At 57.9% G+C, this 19460-nt stretch carries 18 protein-coding genes; 4 read left to right on the forward strand and 14 right to left on the reverse strand.

Annotation, left to right across the window (positions count from 1 at the left end; translation table 11 throughout):
* Positions 1–3 precede the first annotated feature (3 nt).
* Positions 4–2079 (forward strand): 4-alpha-glucanotransferase, encoded by a 2076-nt coding sequence (gene malQ, locus ACX8ZY_RS21090; protein WP_421665406.1) that lies wholly within the window; start codon positions 4–6, stop codon positions 2077–2079.
* A 179-nt stretch (positions 2080–2258) separates the two neighbouring features.
* Here the strand turns inward: malQ and ACX8ZY_RS21095 are convergent, their stop codons facing one another.
* The 6 genes from ACX8ZY_RS21095 to malK form a co-directional block, all read right to left on the reverse strand.
* On the reverse strand, positions 2259–2738 hold the full coding sequence (locus tag ACX8ZY_RS21095; protein WP_421665407.1) for a type II toxin-antitoxin system YhaV family toxin: 480 nt from the start codon (positions 2736–2738) through the stop codon (positions 2259–2261).
* A gap of 6 nt (positions 2739–2744) precedes the next feature.
* Positions 2745–3089: a type II toxin-antitoxin system PrlF family antitoxin gene (locus ACX8ZY_RS21100; RefSeq protein WP_256844073.1), complete on the reverse strand. Its 345-nt coding sequence runs from the start codon at positions 3087–3089 to the stop codon at positions 2745–2747.
* 99 nt (positions 3090–3188) lie between these two features.
* Entirely contained in the window at positions 3189–3404 is a 216-nt protein-coding gene (locus ACX8ZY_RS21105; RefSeq protein ID WP_421665408.1) for a type II toxin-antitoxin system Phd/YefM family antitoxin, read from the reverse strand.
* 188 nt (positions 3405–3592) lie between these two features.
* On the reverse strand, positions 3593–4531 hold the full coding sequence (malM, locus tag ACX8ZY_RS21110) for a maltose operon protein MalM (protein WP_167433094.1): 939 nt from the start codon (positions 4529–4531) through the stop codon (positions 3593–3595).
* A gap of 102 nt (positions 4532–4633) precedes the next feature.
* Positions 4634–5935 (reverse strand): maltoporin, encoded by a 1302-nt coding sequence (locus tag ACX8ZY_RS21115; protein ID WP_033760237.1) that lies wholly within the window; start codon positions 5933–5935, stop codon positions 4634–4636.
* 43 nt (positions 5936–5978) lie between these two features.
* Positions 5979–7088, reverse strand: a complete 1110-nt coding sequence (malK, locus tag ACX8ZY_RS21120; RefSeq protein WP_010247360.1) for a maltose/maltodextrin ABC transporter ATP-binding protein MalK — start codon at positions 7086–7088, stop codon at positions 5979–5981.
* Between the two features lie 362 nt (positions 7089–7450).
* On the opposite strand from malK, the gene malE reads away from it, so the two are divergent.
* The 3 genes from malE (at position 7451) to malG (ending at position 11263) form a co-directional block, all read left to right on the forward strand.
* A complete protein-coding gene (gene malE / locus ACX8ZY_RS21125; RefSeq protein ID WP_167423207.1) occupies positions 7451–8641 on the forward strand; it encodes a maltose/maltodextrin ABC transporter substrate-binding protein MalE in 1191 nt (396 codons plus the stop codon).
* Positions 8642–8698: 57 nt separating this feature from the next.
* The gene (gene malF, locus ACX8ZY_RS21130; protein ID WP_425021163.1) at positions 8699–10222 is read left to right on the forward strand and encodes a maltose ABC transporter permease MalF; all 1524 of its coding nucleotides are present in this window, start codon (positions 8699–8701) and stop codon (positions 10220–10222) included.
* Positions 10223–10372: 150 nt separating this feature from the next.
* Entirely contained in the window at positions 10373–11263 is an 891-nt protein-coding gene (malG, locus tag ACX8ZY_RS21135) for a maltose ABC transporter permease MalG (protein WP_010247369.1), read from the forward strand.
* Positions 11264–11349: 86 nt separating this feature from the next.
* Here malG and ACX8ZY_RS21140 read toward each other — a convergent pair whose 3' ends face one another.
* From ACX8ZY_RS21140 to ACX8ZY_RS21175, 8 genes are all read right to left on the reverse strand, one after another.
* A complete protein-coding gene (locus ACX8ZY_RS21140) occupies positions 11350–11958 on the reverse strand; it encodes a TetR/AcrR family transcriptional regulator (protein WP_022624730.1) in 609 nt (202 codons plus the stop codon).
* The gene (locus ACX8ZY_RS21145) at positions 11948–12550 is read right to left on the reverse strand and encodes an NAD(P)H-dependent oxidoreductase (protein ID WP_129063381.1); all 603 of its coding nucleotides are present in this window, start codon (positions 12548–12550) and stop codon (positions 11948–11950) included. Before ACX8ZY_RS21145 ends, ACX8ZY_RS21140 begins: the two co-directional genes overlap by 11 nt.
* Before the next feature lie 97 nt (positions 12551–12647).
* Positions 12648–13718 carry an iron-containing alcohol dehydrogenase family protein gene (locus ACX8ZY_RS21150; RefSeq protein WP_258995963.1) on the reverse strand — a complete coding sequence of 357 codons (1071 nt, stop codon included), beginning with the start codon at positions 13716–13718 and terminating at the stop codon, positions 12648–12650.
* 9 nt (positions 13719–13727) lie between these two features.
* Positions 13728–14396: a methionine ABC transporter permease gene (locus ACX8ZY_RS21155; RefSeq protein ID WP_022624728.1), complete on the reverse strand. Its 669-nt coding sequence runs from the start codon at positions 14394–14396 to the stop codon at positions 13728–13730.
* Positions 14384–15172, reverse strand: coding sequence for a methionine ABC transporter ATP-binding protein (locus ACX8ZY_RS21160; RefSeq protein ID WP_421665411.1), 789 nt, complete (start codon positions 15170–15172; stop codon positions 14384–14386). Before ACX8ZY_RS21160 ends, ACX8ZY_RS21155 begins: the two co-directional genes overlap by 13 nt.
* On the reverse strand, positions 15165–15968 hold the full coding sequence (locus ACX8ZY_RS21165; protein WP_158150021.1) for a MetQ/NlpA family ABC transporter substrate-binding protein: 804 nt from the start codon (positions 15966–15968) through the stop codon (positions 15165–15167). The genes ACX8ZY_RS21160 and ACX8ZY_RS21165 overlap by 8 nt, the downstream gene beginning before the upstream one ends.
* A gap of 22 nt (positions 15969–15990) precedes the next feature.
* Positions 15991–17010 carry an isopenicillin N synthase family dioxygenase gene (locus ACX8ZY_RS21170; protein ID WP_010670745.1) on the reverse strand — a complete coding sequence of 340 codons (1020 nt, stop codon included), beginning with the start codon at positions 17008–17010 and terminating at the stop codon, positions 15991–15993.
* Positions 17011–17141: 131 nt separating this feature from the next.
* Positions 17142–19457, reverse strand: coding sequence for a molybdopterin-dependent oxidoreductase (locus tag ACX8ZY_RS21175; RefSeq protein WP_158149939.1), 2316 nt, complete (start codon positions 19455–19457; stop codon positions 17142–17144).
* Positions 19458–19460 lie beyond the last annotated feature (3 nt).

Below are 19460 nucleotides of genomic sequence, written 5' to 3' on the forward strand. Positions count from 1 at the left end.
GCCATGAAAACAGATCCGGTTATGGACGATTTCTCCCGGGCGGGCATCGCCGCTGAGTATATCAATGCTCACGGCAAGCCACAGGCGATCCCGACCCTGACCCGCCAGCGTTTGCTGGCGGTGATGCAGCCTTCCCATCCGCTGAGCACGCCGCTGCCACCGGTGGTGATTTTTCGCAGCGGCGATCTTCTGAGCCTGTCGCCACAGCTCGCTGACGATGCCCACTGGCATCTCACCAGTGAAGCGGGTGAAATCAGCTCAGGTCGCTGCCAGCCCGCTCAGCCGCTGCATCTGCCGCCGCTGCCTGAAGGCTATCATGAGCTGACGCTGCAACAGGGTGCGCAGCAGTGGTCGTGCCGGATAATAATTGCCCCGGCCCGCTGTTATGAACCCCCGGCCCTGCTGGCAGGTGAGTCATTATGGGGCGCCTGCGTGCAGCTCTATACCCTGCGCTCGGCGGAGAACTGGGGAATAGGCGACTTTGGCGATCTGCGTCGGATGCTGCCGGAGGTCGCTGCACGCGGCGGCGCGTTTATCGGTCTTAACCCTATCCATGCGCTGTTTCCCTCCAGCCCGGAGAGTGCCAGCCCTTACAGCCCCTCGTCCCGGCGCTGGCTTAATGTGCTCTACATCGACGTGGGCGCAGTCGCTGATTTCCGGCAGAGCGCTGCCGCTCAGGCCTGGTGGCATCGTCCGGAAACAGAGCAGGCGCTGGAGCAGGCTCGCGCAGCAGAATGGGTCGATTATGCGGCGGTGACCCGGCTGAAAATTGACGCGCTGAGGCTGGCGTGGCCGCAGTTTACTCAGCGTGACGCCAGCGATCCCGAGGTGCAGGCGTTTAATAGATTTATACGTGAAGGAGGCGAGAGTCTTCAGCATCAGGCGCTGTTTGATGCGCTGCACGCCGATCAGATAGCGCAGGATAGTGAGCGCTGGGGCTGGCCGGTGTGGCCGGAGGCGTTGCAGGATCCCGGCAGTCCGGCCGTGCAGGCCTTCCTGCAACAGCACGCCGATCAGGTGCGCTTCTGGCTCTGGCTGCAGTGGCTGGCCGCGAAGCAGTTTGCCGACAGCTGGGACATCTGCCAGCAGCAGCAGATGCCGATTGGCCTTTACCGCGATCTGGCGGTGGGTGTTGCGCAGGGTGGCGCAGAGACCTGGAGCGAGCGCGATCTCTACTGCATGGATGCCAGCATCGGTGCGCCGCCCGATATTCTCGGCCCGCGCGGCCAGGACTGGGGATTGCCGCCCATGGATCCGCAGGTGATGCGTCAGCGCGCCTGGGAGCCATGGATCGCCCTGCTGCGCGCCAACATGCGCCACTGCGGCGCACTGCGCATTGACCATGTGATGGCGCTAATGCGGCTGTGGTGGATTCCGGCCGGTGAGCGTGCCATGCACGGTGCCTACGTGCACTATCCCATCGACGATCTGCTGGCGATTTTGGCGCTGGAAAGTCAGCGTCATCGCTGCATGGTAATTGGTGAAGATCTCGGTACCGTGCCGGAAGCGATTGTCGATAAGCTGCGCGATGGCGGGGTCTACTCCTATAAGGTGCTCTATTTTGAGCAGGAGTCAGGCCAGCGTTTTCGTCCGCCCGCCGAATGGCCACGGCAGGCAATGGCGGTCGCGACCACTCACGATCTTCCGACGCTGCGTGGCTGGTGGCAGAGCGATGATTTGACCACCGGCGCACAACTCGGCCTCTATCCCGACAAGGTGGTGCTGGCCGGGCTGTATCAGGATCGGCTGCGGGCGAAGCAGGCGCTGCTGCAGAGTCTGCATCGCGTTGGTGCCCTGCCGAAACGTGCCGGACGCGATGCACGTCGCACCGGCATGAGCAAGGCATTAAACCGGGCGATGCAGCGCTATCTGGCTGACAGTCACAGCGCCCTGCTGGGACTGCAACCGGAGGACTGGCTGGATATGGCGGCGCCGGTCAATATTCCGGGCACCAGCGATGAATATCCGAACTGGCGACGCAAGCTCAGCGCCACGCTGGAAACGCTGTTCAGCGATCCTGCCACTGACACGCTGCTGCGTGATCTGACGGCACGCCGGAAGCGACTACTGCGCAATTGAAGGTTAACGCGCGACTCAGACTCGTGTCTCACGCAGCCTGTTTTACATAATTTTCAGTTATTACAGCGTGCGGGCCGGCAACGGCTCGCACTCTGCTACTGTAATCAGCACCTCTCAACAGTGAAAAGATCACCCTGAGCACGAGCGTCTAAAAACACTAACCGGATATTTTTCAGGATTTATGGATATTCCGAATTTGTATTCGCCCAATCCTGAGATTGCTTTAACAGCAATGCCCAGTCGTCAGGTGGATAGCCGTTATGCAACATTCCTGAAAATACTTTATAGGCGTCACGCTTACTGCCATAAGCACGTTTGGTCTCAGCGTCATTCATCCATGCAAGAATGATGGTTTTATGTTGCTCGCTGAATCTAAAGAACAAACGATACTGCATCAAAAACTTTGCACGGAACCAATGCTTATTTTGTTCTCCCAGCGTATCGCCCTGGCGAAACTTTGCCTGATGTGGATCGGCGCAAATCTCACTATTGATAACTTTAAACACAGCGGCTAAAAGCTTCGTCGTCGCTTTTCGCTGGTAACTTTCAGGATATTTAGCCCTGAGTAACTCCACTTCATTGGTCAGCGCATTCAGCTGCGATTCAAAACAGGGAGGAACATAAACGTGCCATCCATTTATAACCGTGCTGTCTTCCATACTTAATTACTCATCGTCCATGAGTGGAGCATCCAAATCAACGTCCATACCTTCGGTCAACGATGTAATGCGAGTTAATAATCCTCGATCCAGCATTTTAATATTTGCAGCCGTGTTGCGCCTGTCAGCAGGAAGAAAACTCAGAAAGCTCGCCTTCACTGGATCATCATCAGCCACCGTTTCCTGACGGGTAATAAGGACTTTGCCGCCCGGCAGAACAGCGTATTCGATATTCTCACCAGGTTGCAGATTCATCGCATCACGAACTGCGGCAGGGATGGTGGTCTGTCCGCGGGCTGTCAGTTTTGATGAAGCACGCAGAGAGATGTTTGCATGAGTCAGAGTTCCCATCGTGGATTCTCACTATTATTAACCAGGATAAGTCAGCAGTGATGCAGTTACATTGGTAATGCAAATGCATTGATCGCGATAAGAGCGAATGTTTTGTTACTAAGTCTTCATTAAAAGTTTCTGATTATGCTTTTCCGTATCGCCTGAAAAATTGGCGCCCTGTTTTATTTCCTGCCAGACATCAAACTCTTCGCGACTGATAAGCACAGCAGCAGAGCCGCCCCGGCGGGTGATAATCACAGGCTCACCCGCCCTCACGATATCCATGATTTCAGCAAGATATTTTCGGGCCTGTGTTGTCGTGTAACTTCGCATATAGCCTCCAGAAAAGTCATCCCTGAAACAGCTTAGTTAGCCTATATTCATCAAACGCTATTGCCCACAGCATGACTTACGCAATGCGTAAAACCACGCAAAAAAATCATGCAATCAGGATCTCTGCAACAAAAAAAGGTGCGCCGCAGCGCACCAGATGGAACAACATCAGTATTGTCGGGGCAGCTTCACCCCTTGCCTTTAACACTACTGATAAAGGTCTGCCGTGCAGAGGTGGAACCCAGCCGCTCGGCTTCATCCAGCAGTTTCAACGCCTTATCGATATTACCGCTGTTCACCGCCTGTCTGATCTTCTGGTTAAAGTAACTCTCGGTGTCGCTCATGATCGGTTCCGCACGGGCTTTTGGCGCGGGCGCTGCGGCGGGTGCAGGCGCCGGTGCTGCGCTGTACGCTGCCGCAGGTGCGGTGTTGCCGACGGTCACCGCGCTCGGGCCGGATGAACCAAACAGCGGCCCGACCAGAATGGATGAGCCGGAGCTGGTCTGCATCTTCAGCTTGATCGTGCCTTCCCGGCTGTGGCGGGCGACGGGATCGGGGATATCCGGTACCGCATGACCGGTGCCCTGGGCGTAGGCCTTGGCCGGGTCAAGCAGCGTGGTGGTTTGTGTCAGATCGCTGTCGGTGGTGAACACCAGCAGGTAGATTTTTTGCTGACCCAGCGCCGGGGTTAATTTCATCACCCCTTCCAGTCGATCTGCCGCCATCACGCCCGGCTTCTGATAGGTAAAGTAGCGGCTGGGGAACCAGGCCGCGGGACGCAGGTTTTCATCCAGCACCAGCACGTTCGGCGCGAAAACCTGACCGTTCGCCACTTCACTGCTCAGCGTCAGCGTCAGTTCGCCGATATTGGCGGGCAGACTGTAGGCCGCGACCGGACCGGCAATGTGTGGCGCATTCAGCATCTGTCCGCTGTTAGCGAGTTTTGTGGTCTGTGTCTGAGAAGCAGCCAGCGGTTGCCAGCTCAGGCGTTGCAGTGTCTCGGGTGCCACGACCGGTGCGGACGAGAGATCCTGCGGCACCAGATTGACATCCGCCAGGGCGGGAAGCGCGTGTCCTGTCAGTAACGCCGCACTCAGGCAGAGTGCAGCCAGTTTTTTCATTTTCATTATGTCTACCTTATTGCAGGTCGCGGCGTGAACCAGGCAATGGCACACCGCGACCAAAGAGATCCATCAGGCGCAGGCGCGCCTGTCAGAAAAGGTGCTGGCTTACCACCAGATTTCCATCTGCGCGCCGAAGGTCACTTCATCGTCTTTACCACGGCTGTTGGTCAGGATGCCGTTGCCGCTGGTGTCCGCAGAGGCGAAGGTGGTGAGATCGCCTGAGTTATCTTTGTTGTAACCCCACTTTTCATCCCATTTGGCGTAGGTCGCGAACAGACGCAGAGCCGGACGTGACCAGATGCTGTCGCCCGCCTGCCACTGCTGCGCCAGCGTCACTTTGTACTGGCCGTTGCGCTCGTTAGCCTGCTGTGATTTGACGTTGTCGTAGCCCAGTTCCAGCAACGTGCTCATAATCGGCGTCCATTTGTACATCGGACGCACACCCACGGTGTACCACTCGGTGCCGCGGTTGTTGTCCAGATCGATGTTCTGGTACATAGCGACGTACATCAGATCCCAGCGTTCGGCCAGCGAGATCGCACCGTGGTCGAGGATGCGGTACATGTCACCATTGTTATTGAGGCTGGTGCCCTGCGGCACGCCTTTGCCCTGAGAGGTCAGCGCATCGGTGGCATACTGCAACACGAATTTGTTGTAGCCCTTCAGCATGCTCTGGGTATGTTCAGCAGTGAACATCCAGCCATCTTTAGAGGCACCCTCTTCCAGACGATAGTCGTCACGGGCGTTGGCACGACCGTAATCGACACCCAGCTCCAGCACGCCGTTGGTGTTGGTTTCCAGACCGGCCAGACGCACATCAAACACGTCGTTGGCAGTACTGGTGGCGAAGTCACGGATACGATCGCTGGAGAAGGTGTAAGAGCCGCCCGCTTCAGATGAACGGGTTGCGGCGAAAGAGAGTTTACCGAAGCCGAGATCGACATCTTCCAGACCGGCACCCGGACCGGAAATATCCCAGTAGTAGAAGTCGATCATATGGACGTCATGACGCTGATAGAAACGCTTACCGGCCCAGATGGTAGAGCCTGGCAGCGCGTCGATCAGGTTTTTACCTTTTACGTTGGCTTCACGGAAGGCGGGCGATGTGGCTTCCCAGTCATTCTGCTGTGCCACGGAGTAAGCCACGTTGGTGTCGAAATAGAAGCTTTTGTCGCCCTCTTTCCACACTTCCTGGCCTAATTTCAGTTCGGCGTAGGTTTCACATTCGTTGCCCAGACGGTATTTACTTTGGGCACCGGTGGCCTGGAAACATTGCTGTTCACCACCGCTGCCGGTCCAGCCAATGCCGGAACGGGCGTAACCGGTAAAATCAACCGCCATCGTCGGGGCGGAGAGGGTTCCCACCGCGACGGCAACGGCGATGGGAAGTTTGCGCAGAGTTAACATTTTCTATCTCCTGAGGTCATTGCTTTTATTGTTTTTGGCAGGGCTATACACCCGGCTCCTGATACAGCCTGCGGCACGCGCTCCCGTCCTCGCGGAACAGGTGACAACGCTCGGGCGGCAGGCCAATACCGAGGATGGCGCCCTCTTTTACCAGCACGACGTCCTCCTGGCGGTAAACCAGGTTCTGACGGATAGCGGGAATCTCGATGTGGATCTGTGTTTCATGCCCCAGCTGTTCCACCACCTGCACTTCCCCTTCCAGGGTGACGTCGGCGATATCGCTGGAGAGCAGATGTTCCGGGCGAATACCCAGTGACATGTTGCTGCCGACCTGCACACCGGCGCTGTCAACCGGCAGCCAGACCAGCTGCTGATTCGGCAGCCGCACCTGAACCTGATCGATGGCGGTGGCGGTCACTTTGACCGGCAGGAAATTCATTTTTGGTGAGCCGATAAATCCGGCGACAAAGCGGTTGGCGGGATAGTGGTACAGCTCAAGCGGCTTGCCGACCTGCGCAATGCGTCCGGCATCCAGCACCACGATTTTGTCGGCCAGCGTCATCGCTTCGATCTGATCGTGGGTCACGTAAATCATGGTGCGCTTCAGGCGCTTATGCAGACGGGAGATCTCAATGCGCATCTGAACGCGCAGCGCGGCGTCAAGGTTCGACAGTGGTTCATCCAGCAGGAAGACGCGCGGTTCCGCCACCAGCGTGCGGCCAATCGCCACGCGCTGACGCTGCCCGCCAGAGAGAGCTTTAGGCCGACGATCGAGCAGATGCGCCAGTTGCAGAATCTCCGCCACCTGATTAACCCGCTGCTGGATCTCCGCTTTTTTCACCCCGGCCAGTTTGAGGCCAAAAGACATGTTCTCCGCCACCGACAGATGGGGATAGAGCGCATAGGACTGAAACACCATGCCGATGCCGCGTTCGGCGGGTGGCACTTCATTCATGCGCCGGTCGCCGATTAACAGCTCGCCGCTGGTGATGGTCTCCAGTCCGGCAATCATGCGCAGCAGCGTCGATTTGCCACAGCCTGATGGGCCGACGAAAACAACAAATTCCCCTTCACGAATAGTGAGATCGATATCTTTCGACACCACCGTATCGCCCCAGGCTTTCGTGACATTGCGTAACACAACGCTCGCCATGATCCCTTCCCTCTTAGCTGCATAGTCGTGTCTGCCCAGCGGCAGACGAGTTCCGGGGCTCACTATGCGAGAGGAAACTGACGGTAACATCCTCCACCGCAATGCATTCCGCTGGGGGAGGAGGCGGGAGGAGGAGAAACGCGGGCTGACGCCGCGGCCCGCACGCTGACGCGCTTTTTTGTGATCGCTAACGCAGACCCGCAGGAATTTTTGCCGCGTAAGCGCCCGCTTGAGGGGCTTTTTGCCAGCGCGATCACAGCGGCAGGCCGAGGGGCGTAGAGCAGAGGAGGATGAGAAGCCGTGGCGGATAAGCACAATGATGCCGGTACAGCATTCACCACTTCCGCTAACAGGATGGATTTATGACGATGAAAACCGGAGCAAGAATTCTGGCCCTTTCTGCCCTCTCTGCCGTGCTCTTTTCGGCCAGCGCGATGGCAAAAATTGAGGAAGGTAAACTGGTCATCTGGATCAACGGTGACAAGGGCTACAACGGCCTTGCCGAAGTGGGTAAGAAATTTGAGCAGGAGACCGGCATCAAAGTTACGGTCGAACATCCTGACAAAATGGAAGAGAAGTATCCGCAGGTCGCAGCGACCGGCGATGGCCCGGATATTATCTTCTGGGCACATGACCGTTTCGGCGGCTACGCGCAGTCCGGCCTGCTGGCTGAGATCACGCCGGATGCCAGCTTCCGCGAGAAGATTTTCCCGTTCACCTGGGACGCGGTGCGCTTTGACGGCAAGCTGATTGGCTACCCGATTTCCGTTGAGTCGCTGTCACTGATCTACAACAAAAAGCTGCTGCCGACCCCGCCAAAAACCTGGGAAGAGATCGCCGGTCTCGACAAGCAACTGCGCGCCAAAGGCAAAAGCGCCATCATGTTTAACCTGCAGGAACCCTACTTCACCTGGCCGCTGCTGGCCGCAGGCGGGGCTTACGCCTTTAAGCTCACCGACGGACATTATGACGTGAAGGATGTCGGCGTCGATAACGCCGGAGCTAAAGCGGGCATGCAGTTCCTGGTCGATCAGGTTAAAGCCAAAACCCTGAATGCGGACACCGATTATTCGATTGCTGAGGCCGCCTTTAACAAGGGCGAAACCGCCATGACCATTAATGGTCCGTGGGCGTGGGGCAACCTCGACAAAAGCGGCATCGACTATGGCGTCACCGAATTGCCAACCCTGAACGGTAAACCGTCGAAAGCCTTTGTCGGCGTGCTGAGTGCCGGGATCAACGCCGCCAGTCCTAACAAAGAGCTGGCGAAAGAGTTCCTGGAGAATTATCTGCTGACTGACACCGGTCTGGATGCGGTCAACAAAGATAAGCCGCTGGGTGCTGTGGCGCTGAAATCTTTCCAGCAGACGCTGGAAAAAGATTCGCGTATCGCCGCCACCATGAACAACGCCCGTCAGGGTGACATCATGCCGAATATCCCGCAGATGGCGGCATTCTGGTATGCGATGCGCACCGCTACCCTGAACGCGCTGGGCGGTCGTCAGAGCGTCGACGCCGCACTGAAAGATGCTCAGGCCCGTCTGAAGAAGTAATTCTCCCCTTGCAGCCGGGGCAACCCGGCTTGAGTGACCGTTAAGGAAAACCGCATCATGTCAGGAAAACCGAAAACGCGCAGTGTGCTGTTGAAAAGCGTTCTCATCGGGATCTGCTGTCTGCTGGTCGGCTATCTGCTGGTGCTGATGTACGCGCAGGGCGAATATCTGTTTGCGCTGCTGACGCTGATCCTCAGTGCGACCGGACTGTGGATTTTTGCTAACCGTCGCGCCTATGCGTGGCGTTATGTCTATCCCGGCGTAGCGGGAATGGCGCTGTTTGTACTGTTCCCTCTCGCCTGCACGATTGCCATTGCCTTTACCAACTACAGCAGCAGCAACCAGCTCACCTTTGAACGGGCGCAGCAGGTTTTGCTGGGCCGCACCTTCCAGTCGGGTGAAGCAGTCAGTTTTTCTCTGTTCCCGGCCGGCGATCGCTGGCAGCTGGTGCTGAATGATGGCAAAGACTATGTTTCACCGCCGTTTCAGTTTGGCGCTGAACAGACACTGAAAATGGCCCCTGCCGCACCACCTTCAGGTGAACGGGCGAACTTCAGAGCGATCACGACCCATCGTCAGGCACTGAGCCAGATCCGGGCGGAACTGCCGGATGGTCGTCAGTTGCGGATGAGTTCGCTGCGCCAGTTCTCCGGCACCCAGCCGCTCTATCGGGTGGGTGTGCAGGATGAGCTGATCAACCAGCAGAGTAACGCGCGCTATCGTGCTAATCCGCAGACTGGTTTCTACCAGGCGATTAACGCCGACGGCAGTTGGGCGAACGAAACCCTGAGTCCCGGCTTTACCGTGAATACCGGCTGGAAAAACTTCGTGCGGGTGTTTACTGACGAAGGGATTCAGAAGCCGTTCCTGGCGATATTTGGCTGGACGCTACTCTTCTCGCTGATCACCGTGGTGCTGACCGTCGCGGTGGGCATGGTGCTGGCCTGTCTGGTGCAGTGGGAGGCGTTGCGCGGCAAAGCGGTCTATCGGGTAATGCTGATTCTGCCCTATGCCGTGCCGGCGTTTATCTCGATCCTGATTTTCAAAGGACTGTTCAACCAGAGCTTTGGTGAAATCAACGTGATGCTCAGCGCGCTGTTTGGCGTGAAGCCCGCCTGGTTCAGTGACCCGACGCTGGCGCGCGCCATGCTGATTATCGTCAATACCTGGCTCGGCTACCCCTACATGATGATCCTCTGCATGGGCCTGCTGAAGGCGATTCCGGACGATCTCTATGAAGCCTCGGCGATGGACGGTGCGGGACCGCTGCAGAACTTCTTTCTGATTACTCTGCCGCTGCTGCTGAAACCACTGATGCCGCTGATGATCGCCAGCTTTGCCTTTAACTTTAATAACTTTGTGCTGGTGCAGTTACTCACCAACGGCGGGCCGGATCGCCTCGGCACCACCACGCCAGCCGGTTACACCGATTTGCTGGTGAACTACACCTGGCGCATCGCCTTTGAGGGCGGCGGCGGGCAGGACTTTGGGCTGGCCGCCGCTATCGCCACGCTGATCTTCCTGCTGGTAGGTGCGCTGGCGGTGATTAACCTGAAAGCCTCGCGAATGAAATTCGACTAAGCGCCTGGCCCGACTGGCGTCATGGTTGCAGGCAGTCCGGACGCGAAGAGCGTGGAACAACCGCAACCTGGGAGGTGAGGATTGTGAGCACTGCCCGGGGTCAGACTGACAAATAAAATAGCCTGAGGGACCAGGCTCAGAGGAGTTGTTATGGCTATGGTACAACCGAAATCGCAACGGCTGCGTCTGTTCACCACGCATCTGCTGCTGCTGTTATTTATCGCGGCGATTCTCTTTCCCCTGCTGATGGTGATTGCGATTTCGCTGCGTGCCGGGAACTTCGCCACCGGCAGCCTGATCCCGGAGCAGATCTCGTGGGAGCACTGGCGTCTGGCGCTGGGTTTCAGCGTGGAACATGCGGATGGCCGGGTGACACCGCCGCCCTTCCCGGTGCTGCTCTGGTTATGGAACTCGATCAAGATTGCGGCAATCAGTGCGCTGGGCATCGTGGCGCTCTCTACCACCTGCGCCTATGCCTTTGCCCGTATGCGCTTTACCGGCCGTGCCAGCCTGCTAAAAGGAATGCTGATTTTCCAGATGTTCCCGGCGGTGCTGTCGCTGGTGGCGCTCTATGCCCTGTTTGATCGTCTCGGTCAGTATCTGCCTTTTATAGGGCTGAATACCCACGGTGGGGTGATATTCGCCTATCTGGGCGGTATCGCGCTGCATGTCTGGACTATCAAAGGCTATTTCGAAACTATCGACGGGTCACTGGAAGAGGCCGCCGCGCTGGATGGCGCAACGCCGTGGCAGGCGTTCCGGCTGGTGCTGCTGCCGCTGTCGGTGCCGATTCTGGCGGTGGTGTTTATTCTGGCGTTTATCGCCGCGGTGACTGAAGTGCCGGTCGCCTCGCTGCTGCTGCGCGATGTAAACAGCTACACCCTGGCGGTCGGGATGCAGCAGTACCTCAATCCGCAGAACTATCTGTGGGGCGATTTCGCCGCTGCGGCGGTGCTCTCCGCGATTCCGATCACCCTGGTTTTCCTGCTGGCGCAGCGCTGGCTGGTGAGCGGTTTAACCGCAGGCGGGGTGAAAGGCTAAAACGATCATCATTGTACGTTGCCACTACTTACACAACGCCTGTTGTGGTTGAAGGATTCGGCGGCCTGCGGGCCGCCTTTTTTATGCTAATCCGATTCCGACGCACGGCTGCCTGCCACCAGCGCCACGACCATGGCAGTGATCGCCTGTTCTCCTTCCCGTTTGCTGACATCGCCGCGTGCCACCGCACCTGCGATGGCATCCGCGCCCCCCAGCAAGCCCCACATGCCTGCTTCCGGAATACCGCTGCTGCCTGCCAGAGGGACAAACCAGCGCTGACAGCGGGCGATAAAGTCGAGCTGATAGTGGCGTTTGACGGCAGCCAGTTCCGGTGAGGTGCTGAGCGCTGACAGCAACTCCGGAATCTCACGCCCTTCCGTCATCACACAATCCACATAACAGGCCGCAAGCACTTCCGCTTTTTGTTGCATCACCATCGGCGCGGCATTCATCGCCGCTTCCATCTTTTCGGTCTGGCGGCGATCAAAATCGTCATACAATGCCGCCAGCAATCCATGACGGGTGGTGAAGTGGTCATAAACCACCGGTTTACTGACCCCCGCCGCATCGCCGACTCTGGCCAGCGTCAGTGCCTCGCTGCCTTCGGTTTGCATTATCTGCCACGCGACGTCTGACAACTGCCTGCGTCGTGCTTCGCGTGACAGACGCTTACGGGGTGTTTTTTCAACGGTCATGTTTTTCCTGATGGGCGAACAGACGCTGGCCCAGTTGATGCGCCAGCTGATAGTGTGACTCAGGATAACCTTCATCGCCGCTAAGCAACAGTTCACTGGTCACCACCGGCGCACCGCAATAGTCAAAGATGCCGTGATCAATCTGATTCCGCATGCTGGCGAAATAGCCGCGCCGCAGAAAGGTTCGGTTGTCAGCCGCGCCAATCGCAAGCAGATGCACGGGAAGATGGCCGAGGCGTTTTACGATATGGCCATCCTGCTCATCAAAGGCCCAGCCCGCGATGAAAACGCGGTCTATCCAGCCTTTAAGCTGTGCCGGAAATGACCACCAGTAGACCGGATAGACCAGCACCAGTGCATCGGCACGATCCAGCCGCTGCTGTTCTGCCAGCACATCGGGCGGCGTCGGTGCCAGACCGTTGAAATGTCTGTGATCGCTGAGCGTAAAACGTGGATCAAACCCTTCTGCCGCCAGATCGGCCTTTTCAGCTGTATGGTGGCCTGTCGCGATAATGCCCTGCGCCAGCTGGTCCGCCACGCGATGGGTGTGAGCGTCCTGATTGGGATGGGAAGTCACTATTAATGCATGCATCGTCGTCACCTTACCTGATTAGCCATTAAGCTACTAAAGGTAAGTTACTATTGGTAGGTTAGCAAGCGGCGACCGTTGATCGATTCGCTGACCGCACTTACTGTTTAAACGCAGAAGTCGCCAGCAAGGCCTGCTCCAGCAGAGGGTGATCGAACGTAAAGGGAAGGTGCGCCAGGCTGGCGGAGGGGAAATGGATCTGCTGCGCAATCTGTCTCATCCTGTCCGCGTTAATCGCCGCAGGCAGCGTCAGAGGCGAGTGGAAACGGCGCAGCAGCGCCAGCAGTTCAGGCTCCACCTGCTTACCCTGCTGTTCAATCCAGGATTGTACCAGCAAGCTGAAACCGACCTTTTCACCATGCAGCCAGTGATGCAGCTCTGGCTGGTGAGTCAGGCGATCGTGGATGATATGGGCAAAACCGGGGGTTGCCATCTCATCCTGAATACTGTTAGCCAGCCCCGCCAGCATAATGTTGGCTTCAATCACTTTCTCCAGCGCCGGGGTGACCTGCTGCCTGATGTTATCGGCCACTGCCGTGTCTCCCCAGCGTTTCAGCACCGTCACCGCCTGCCAGGCGGCTGCGACTTTAAGATCCAGCGCCAGCTGGTGCGGCGTCTGTCGCTGATAAGGCTCAAATTCAAACCATTTGGCCAGCGCATCCACGATCCCGGCCCGCAGATAACGTACCTCGCTGCGGGCGATAACCTCGCTGTCCACCAGAATCCGCTCCGGCATGGCATTAAGCGGCTGGCTGCGCAGATGGCCGCCGCGCTCATCATAGATAATCGCCAGCGGAGACCAGGCGGCACAGGTGGCGGCCAGCGTGGCGAAGTTAACCAGCCGGATATCCGGCAGCGCATCATTGACCGCTTTGGCGCAGTCCAGAACCCGCCCGCCGCCGACTGCCAGAATCAGGGTAGCGCCGTGCGTCTGCACCTGCTGTTGCAGGGCAGCAATCGCCGCATCGGTACACTCACCGGTCAGGGTGTCGAGCTGCCAGCGGATCCCCGCCCGTTCCAGACTTATGCTCATGTCAGGATTCACCGCCTGCCAGGCCCGCGGCGAGGTGAAGATGTGAATATGCGAGGCAAGCGGCCGGATAATTTCTCCCACCCCGGCCCGCAGCCCTGGCCGTTGCAGATAGCCTTTCGGCGACATCACGCGAAACATCGTTCCCCCTTATCGACGATAAGCCAGCGAGCGTACCAGCCGGTCGCCGAGTTTCTGAATAAGCATCACAAGCGCCAGCAGCACCACAATGGTGGCCGCCATGATTTGGTTATCGAAACGCTGATAACCGTAGCGAATCGCCAGATCGCCCAGCCCGCCACCGCCAACCACGCCCGCCATCGCCGAGAAGCCAATCAACATCACAATCGTCAGGGTAACGCCCGCCACCAGCGCGGGAAGCGCTTCCGGCAGCAGCACACGGCTGACGATATGCCACAGGGTACCGCCCATTGATACCACCGCTTCTATGCGGCCGCGGTCGACCTCATCCAGCGCGTTCTCCACGATGCGGGCGAAAAAGGGAAATGCCCCCAGCGTAATCGGCACAATGGCGGCAGTGCTGCCCAGCGTGGTGCCGACCAGCAGACGGGTAAAGGGGATCAGCGCAATCAGCAGCACCACAAACGGCAAGGCGCGTCCGGTATTTACCAGCGTATTCAGCAGCAGTGAAATCGCGCGATTGGGCAGAATGCCTTTTGGCCGGGTCAGAAACAGCAGCACGCCTACCGGCAGCCCTATCGCGACCGTGAAAAGGGCCGCCAGCAACACCATATACAGTGTTTCGCCAGTGGCGTTCAGCAGCAGTTCCTGAAACCGCTCACTACTCATGCTACGCATCGGGTTAACGCCTCGTGCTGATATTTTTCGATAAACGCCCGGTCTGCTTCGCCATCCTTCAGCAGCATTTTGCGCAGGCGTCCCTCTTCACGTCCCATGATCTGGCTCAGGCTGCCGGTCTCAACCAGCTGGCCATTCTCAAGTAGCGCCGCCCCGTCACAAATCCGCTTCACCACCGCCATTTCATGGGTGATCAATACAATGGTGATATTGAGCTGCTGCTGAATATCGGCCAGCAGATCGAGAATCGAAGTGGTGGTTTCGGGATCCAGCGCGCTGGTCGCCTCATCGCACAACAGATAACGGGGTCGGGCGGCTAGCGCGCGGGCGATGCCGACGCGCTGTTTCTGTCCACCGGAGAGCTGCGACGGCCAGGCCGCAGCAAAGGAGGCCAGCCCTACCAGTTTCAGCAGCGATGCGACCCGCTCGCGGCGTTCAGCCGCAGGCACACCGGCAATCTCCAGCGCCAGATCGACGTTGTCCTGCACGTTGCGCGAATGCAGCAGATTGAAGTGCTGGAAGATCATCCCCATCTGCTGTCGCTGCTGACGCAGTTGCGCCAGGCTCATCGCAGCGAGATCCTGCCCGTCAATTTCAATCAGGCCGTTGGTGGGACTCTCCAGCCGATTGAGGCAGCGCAATAGTGTACTTTTTCCCGCTCCGCTCCGACCGAGGATGCCAAAGATGGTCCCTTCTTCGATGGTGAGTGAGATGTCGTCTAACGCTGGCGCAGATGCGCCAGGATACTGTTTGCTGAGATGACTGAGTTTAATCATGCTGCTGGTCCGCAACCGGAATCACTGAGCCCTGATAATTTTTACGGATAAACTCCGCTACCTGCGGCGAGCGCAGATCTTTCGCCAGCTGTAACACGCGGGGATCTTTCGCCAGTTCTGGCGTCGTTACCAGCAGGTTGGCGTAGGGATTATGTGCTGCAGACTCCAGTCCCAGCGCATCTTTCGATGGGGTCAGACCTGCTTCAAGCGCGTAGTTGCCGTTGATAATTGCGGCATCCACATCATCCAGCGAGCGTGGCAGTTGCGGCGACTCAATCTCAACGATCTTAATTTTCTTCGGGTTTTCACTGATATCTTTTGGCGTCACCAGCGTCGAACCCGTTTCACCCTGCGCGTTGAGTTTGATCACCCCTTTGTCCTGCAACAGCCAGAGTGCGCGGCTCAGGTTAGTGGTATTGTTCGGTACCGCAATGCTGGCCCCTTCAGGTAGCGCCGCTAAACTTTTCACTTTCCGCGAATAGATACCCAGCGGCTCGATGTGAACACTGGCGGCCACGGCAAAGGTTTTCCCCAGCGCCTTCTCCTGATCTTTCAGGTAAGGCAGATGCTGGAAGTAGTTGGCATCCACATCCCCGGCGGCCAGCAGCTCATTGGCATTCACGCCCCCGCTCAGCTCAACAATTTTGAGATCCAGTTTCGGATCCAGGGTTTTGACATACTCCAGGATTTCCGCATGGGGCAGCGGATCGGCCGCTACGCGCAGCGGCGCGGCCTGTAAACTCTGGGCAATCAGCAGTGAAAGACCGGCAAGGGCCAGAAAGCGCTTTTTAATCATCATCATTTATCTCTTATCGTTATCAGTGGGTGTTGTGTTCGGGGTAGAAACGCTGGGCAACTTCCGGATGCGAACGCAGCCGGCCTTTAAGGTAGTTCCAGCCCACTTCGCGCAGCAGCGGATTAAGCGGATCGCTGCTCGGTCCCTGTGCCAGTTCAGCCAGCTGAGGAGGCAGTTGATAGATCGGCACCACGGCGTCGAGTTGCGCGCCAAGGAAAAAGGCGATGGATAAGCGCTCGCTGCTCTGCGGTGGCGACACCACACGGTGCACCGTTGCGCGAAGATAACCGTTGGTTGCCAGCTCCAGCAGCTCGCCAATGTTCACCACAAACGCGCCCGGCAGTGGTGAGGCATCGATCCAGTTGTCCGGCGTCACTTCCACCTGTAAGCCCGGCTGATCGTCCTGCAGTAACATCGTCAGGAAGCCTGAATCTTTGTGCGCGCCAACACCCTGGCGTGATTCGCCCTCCGTGCGGCCCGGATAACGGATCAGTTTGATATGTTCGTTGGGATAGTCGCCATAGAGGTTATCGAAGGCGTTGCGCGGCAGATTCAGTGCCCCGGCAAAGGCGCGCAGCAGCTCCAGCGCCACCGCTGTCATCTGCTGCTGCCAGCGGGTGACCACCGTTTGCAGTTCAGGTAAGGCTTCAGGCCACTGATTCGGCCCCTGCATCCGTTGCCAGGTGGGTGAATCGGCGGTAACGGGCAGCGCTTCCCGTTCCGCACCAATATCAAACTGCTCGCGATAGTCAGGCTGGCTGCGGGTTATTTCAACCCCCGCCAGGTTATAGCCGCGAAAATGCGGCGAGTTCGCCATCGCCACTGCGGATTTATCCGCCTGTGGCAGGGCAAAAAATTTCCGCGCGACGTGCTGAACCTCATCTAATAGTTCACGGTCGATGCCGTGATTGATTAAATAGAAGAAACCGACATCACGCGCGGCCTGGCTTAATTTTTCCAGGACCTGTTGCTGCTGCTGTTGATTACCTGACAATAATGCGAAATCAATTACCGGCAATTCTGCTGTGGTTAACGCGCTCATGATTGACACTCTGTTGGCATGGAATCGCTTTACACTGCCATTTCATTTATGCGTTAACTACCAACTAATCCTGCTATGTATATGCGACGGATGGGAATATCCCACCACGCCGCGGGCTTTAAACCCGCAGATTACTCTGCGCTCCACGCCACGAATGCCGGCGGTAACCATGCCGTAATCTCAGGCAAAGGCTGTTGATAAAGCGCAATCTCGACAAAACAGGTCTGCGCACTGCACCCCTGGCCGAGTCGTGAACTGCCGCTATCCTGGGTCAGCACATTGGGATTGCCGTGTTTATCCAGCGGCTGGCCCTCCTGCTGATCGAGCGGGTCATACCAGGCGCCGGTCGACATCTGTACGACACCCGGCAGGATATCCTGCGTCAGATGCACGCCCGCCAGCAGCGCGCCACGTCCGTTAAAGACTTTTACGATGCTGTTCTCCTCAATGCCGCGCGCAGCAGCATCTTCAGGATGCATCCAGAGTGGCTCACGCCCGGCAATTTTGGTGGCCCGGCTGACCCGTCCATGATCGTACTGACTATGCAACCGGGTCCGTGGCTGGCTGGAGAGCAGATGCAACGGCCACTGCTGCTTTTCCTGCTGTTGCGCCTGGTATTCCGGCGCATACCAGCAGGCAAATCCGGGCGCTTCGTCATACCCGAAATCGGCCACCTGCTGAGAAAAAAGCTCGATTTTCCCCGACGGCGTGCTGAGCGGGGCTGAATCCGGGTTATCGCGAAACGCTTTTAGCAGGATCTGCGGCGTCTCTGGCGCGGGATACTCCACCACTCCCTGTGACCAGAACGCCTCAAAGGGCGGCAGTTCGATGCCCTGCGCTGCCGCGCGTGGCCGGGAATCTTCATAGAGTGACTGAAGCCACTGGCGCTCATCACGCCCCTGCGTAAAGGCGTCAGCAAAACCGAGCCGCTGCGACAGAGCGGCAAAAATTGCGTAATCCGATTTTGCAGCTGCAAACGGCGGCAGATGCTGCGGCATGGCGATGATAAAACCGTCGTTGCTGGCGCTGCCAATATCTTCACGCTCCAGCGACGTGGTCGCAGGCAGCACGATGTCGGCAAATTTTGCCTGCGCCGTCCAGAACTGCTCATGCACAATTACAGTGTCCGGCCGCTGCCAGGCGCGTATCAGCTTGTTGATATCCTGATGATGATGAAAGACATTGCCGCCCGCCCAGTAGACCAGCCGGATGTCGGGATAGACCCGCTGTTGCCCATCAAACTCATAGTGCCCTCCGGGATTGAGCAACATGTCGGCGATGCGTGCCACCGGAATCGTCTCCTGAACCGGATTATGACCGGCGGGCAGACGAGGCCCGGAAAACTGTCGCCGGGCGGCACCGGCCAGATTGGTTGAGGCGTAACCAAAGCCCAGCCCGCCGCCGGGCGTGCCGATCTGACCCAGAAGAGCGCTAGTCGCAACGGTGGCCCAGAAAGCCTGCTCGCCCTGCCGCGCCCGCTGCACTGACCACGCAATATTCACCATCGTTTTATGCGCCGCCATCTGCCGTGCCAACGCACGGATTTCCGCGGCCGCCAGCCCGGTCAGCGGAGCGGCCCATTCTGGCGTTTTAGCTATACCGTCGCGTTCACCCAGCAGGTAGGCGGCATAGTGGTCAAAGCCCACCGTGTAACGTTCTGTGAATGGCGCGTCATAGAGAGATTCAGTAATTAACACCTGCCCGATTGCCAGTAACAGCGCCGTATCGGAGCCGGGCTGTATCGCCAGCCACTCCGCATCCGCCACCCCAGCGAGATCGTTTCTGACCGGACTGATGTTGATAAACCGGGTGCCATTCTGCCGTAGCGTGGTTAACCAATGAGAAAGCGCATGGTCATTAGCCCCGCCGCCATTGACCTGCGCATTGCGCAGCGGCAAACCCCCGATAGCCACAAACAGTTCGCAATGCTCTGCCAGAACCGGCCAATGGGTATGGTGACGTTGTAACTCATCGAGGTTGCCGATGATGTGCGGCAGCGTGCGTTCACCGGCCGCAATGCTGTAGGTGTTGGTGCTGGCGATATAGCCGCCATAGTGGTTAAAGAAACGATGAAGCTGGCTCTGGGCATGATGGAAACGTCCGGCACTCGACCAGCCGTAAGAGCCGGCGTAGATCGCCTGATTGCCGTGCTCTGTTTTGACACGCCCCAGCTCCTCCGCCACCAGTTGCAACGCAACATCCCAACTCACTTCCACAAACGGCTCTTTGCCGCGCCCGTTGCGGGATGCGCTTCTGTTCTGGAGATAACCGAGCCTGACGGCCGGATTTTTGACCCGGGTTTCGCTTTGCACCGCGCCCGGTAACGACTGCCCGATCGCAGAGGGATTACGGTCCCACGCCACCGGCCTGACCGACGTCAGCGTGTCCCCTTCGGTGGTGACGTGATACGTGCCCCAGTGCATAACAGCTAAATCATTCTTTTTCATGGC

This window comes from Pantoea sp. XAF26B01_ASV70 (assembly GCF_054512635.1).

Excerpts from the sequence above, each read along its gene's own strand:
- malQ (WP_421665406.1), top strand. The coding sequence starts at position 4 with ATGAAAACAGATCCGGTTATGGACGATTTCTCCCGGGCGGGCATCGCC.
- ACX8ZY_RS21095 (WP_421665407.1), bottom strand. The coding sequence starts at position 2,738 with ATGGAAGACAGCACGGTTATAAATGGATGGCACGTTTATGTTCCTCCC.
- ACX8ZY_RS21100 (WP_256844073.1), bottom strand. The coding sequence starts at position 3,089 with ATGGGAACTCTGACTCATGCAAACATCTCTCTGCGTGCTTCATCAAAA.
- ACX8ZY_RS21105 (WP_421665408.1), bottom strand. The coding sequence starts at position 3,404 with ATGCGAAGTTACACGACAACACAGGCCCGAAAATATCTTGCTGAAATC.
- malM (WP_167433094.1), bottom strand. The coding sequence starts at position 4,531 with ATGAAAATGAAAAAACTGGCTGCACTCTGCCTGAGTGCGGCGTTACTG.
- ACX8ZY_RS21115 (WP_033760237.1), bottom strand. The coding sequence starts at position 5,935 with ATGTTAACTCTGCGCAAACTTCCCATCGCCGTTGCCGTCGCGGTGGGA.
- malK (WP_010247360.1), bottom strand. The coding sequence starts at position 7,088 with ATGGCGAGCGTTGTGTTACGCAATGTCACGAAAGCCTGGGGCGATACG.
- malE (WP_167423207.1), top strand. The coding sequence starts at position 7,451 with ATGACGATGAAAACCGGAGCAAGAATTCTGGCCCTTTCTGCCCTCTCT.
- malF (WP_425021163.1), top strand. The coding sequence starts at position 8,699 with ATGTCAGGAAAACCGAAAACGCGCAGTGTGCTGTTGAAAAGCGTTCTC.
- malG (WP_010247369.1), top strand. The coding sequence starts at position 10,373 with ATGGCTATGGTACAACCGAAATCGCAACGGCTGCGTCTGTTCACCACG.
- ACX8ZY_RS21140 (WP_022624730.1), bottom strand. The coding sequence starts at position 11,958 with ATGACCGTTGAAAAAACACCCCGTAAGCGTCTGTCACGCGAAGCACGA.
- ACX8ZY_RS21145 (WP_129063381.1), bottom strand. The coding sequence starts at position 12,550 with ATGCATGCATTAATAGTGACTTCCCATCCCAATCAGGACGCTCACACC.
- ACX8ZY_RS21150 (WP_258995963.1), bottom strand. The coding sequence starts at position 13,718 with ATGTTTCGCGTGATGTCGCCGAAAGGCTATCTGCAACGGCCAGGGCTG.
- ACX8ZY_RS21155 (WP_022624728.1), bottom strand. The coding sequence starts at position 14,396 with ATGCGTAGCATGAGTAGTGAGCGGTTTCAGGAACTGCTGCTGAACGCC.
- ACX8ZY_RS21160 (WP_421665411.1), bottom strand. The coding sequence starts at position 15,172 with ATGATTAAACTCAGTCATCTCAGCAAACAGTATCCTGGCGCATCTGCG.
- ACX8ZY_RS21165 (WP_158150021.1), bottom strand. The coding sequence starts at position 15,968 with ATGATTAAAAAGCGCTTTCTGGCCCTTGCCGGTCTTTCACTGCTGATT.
- ACX8ZY_RS21170 (WP_010670745.1), bottom strand. The coding sequence starts at position 17,010 with ATGAGCGCGTTAACCACAGCAGAATTGCCGGTAATTGATTTCGCATTA.
- ACX8ZY_RS21175 (WP_158149939.1), bottom strand. The coding sequence starts at position 19,457 with ATGAAAAAGAATGATTTAGCTGTTATGCACTGGGGCACGTATCACGTC.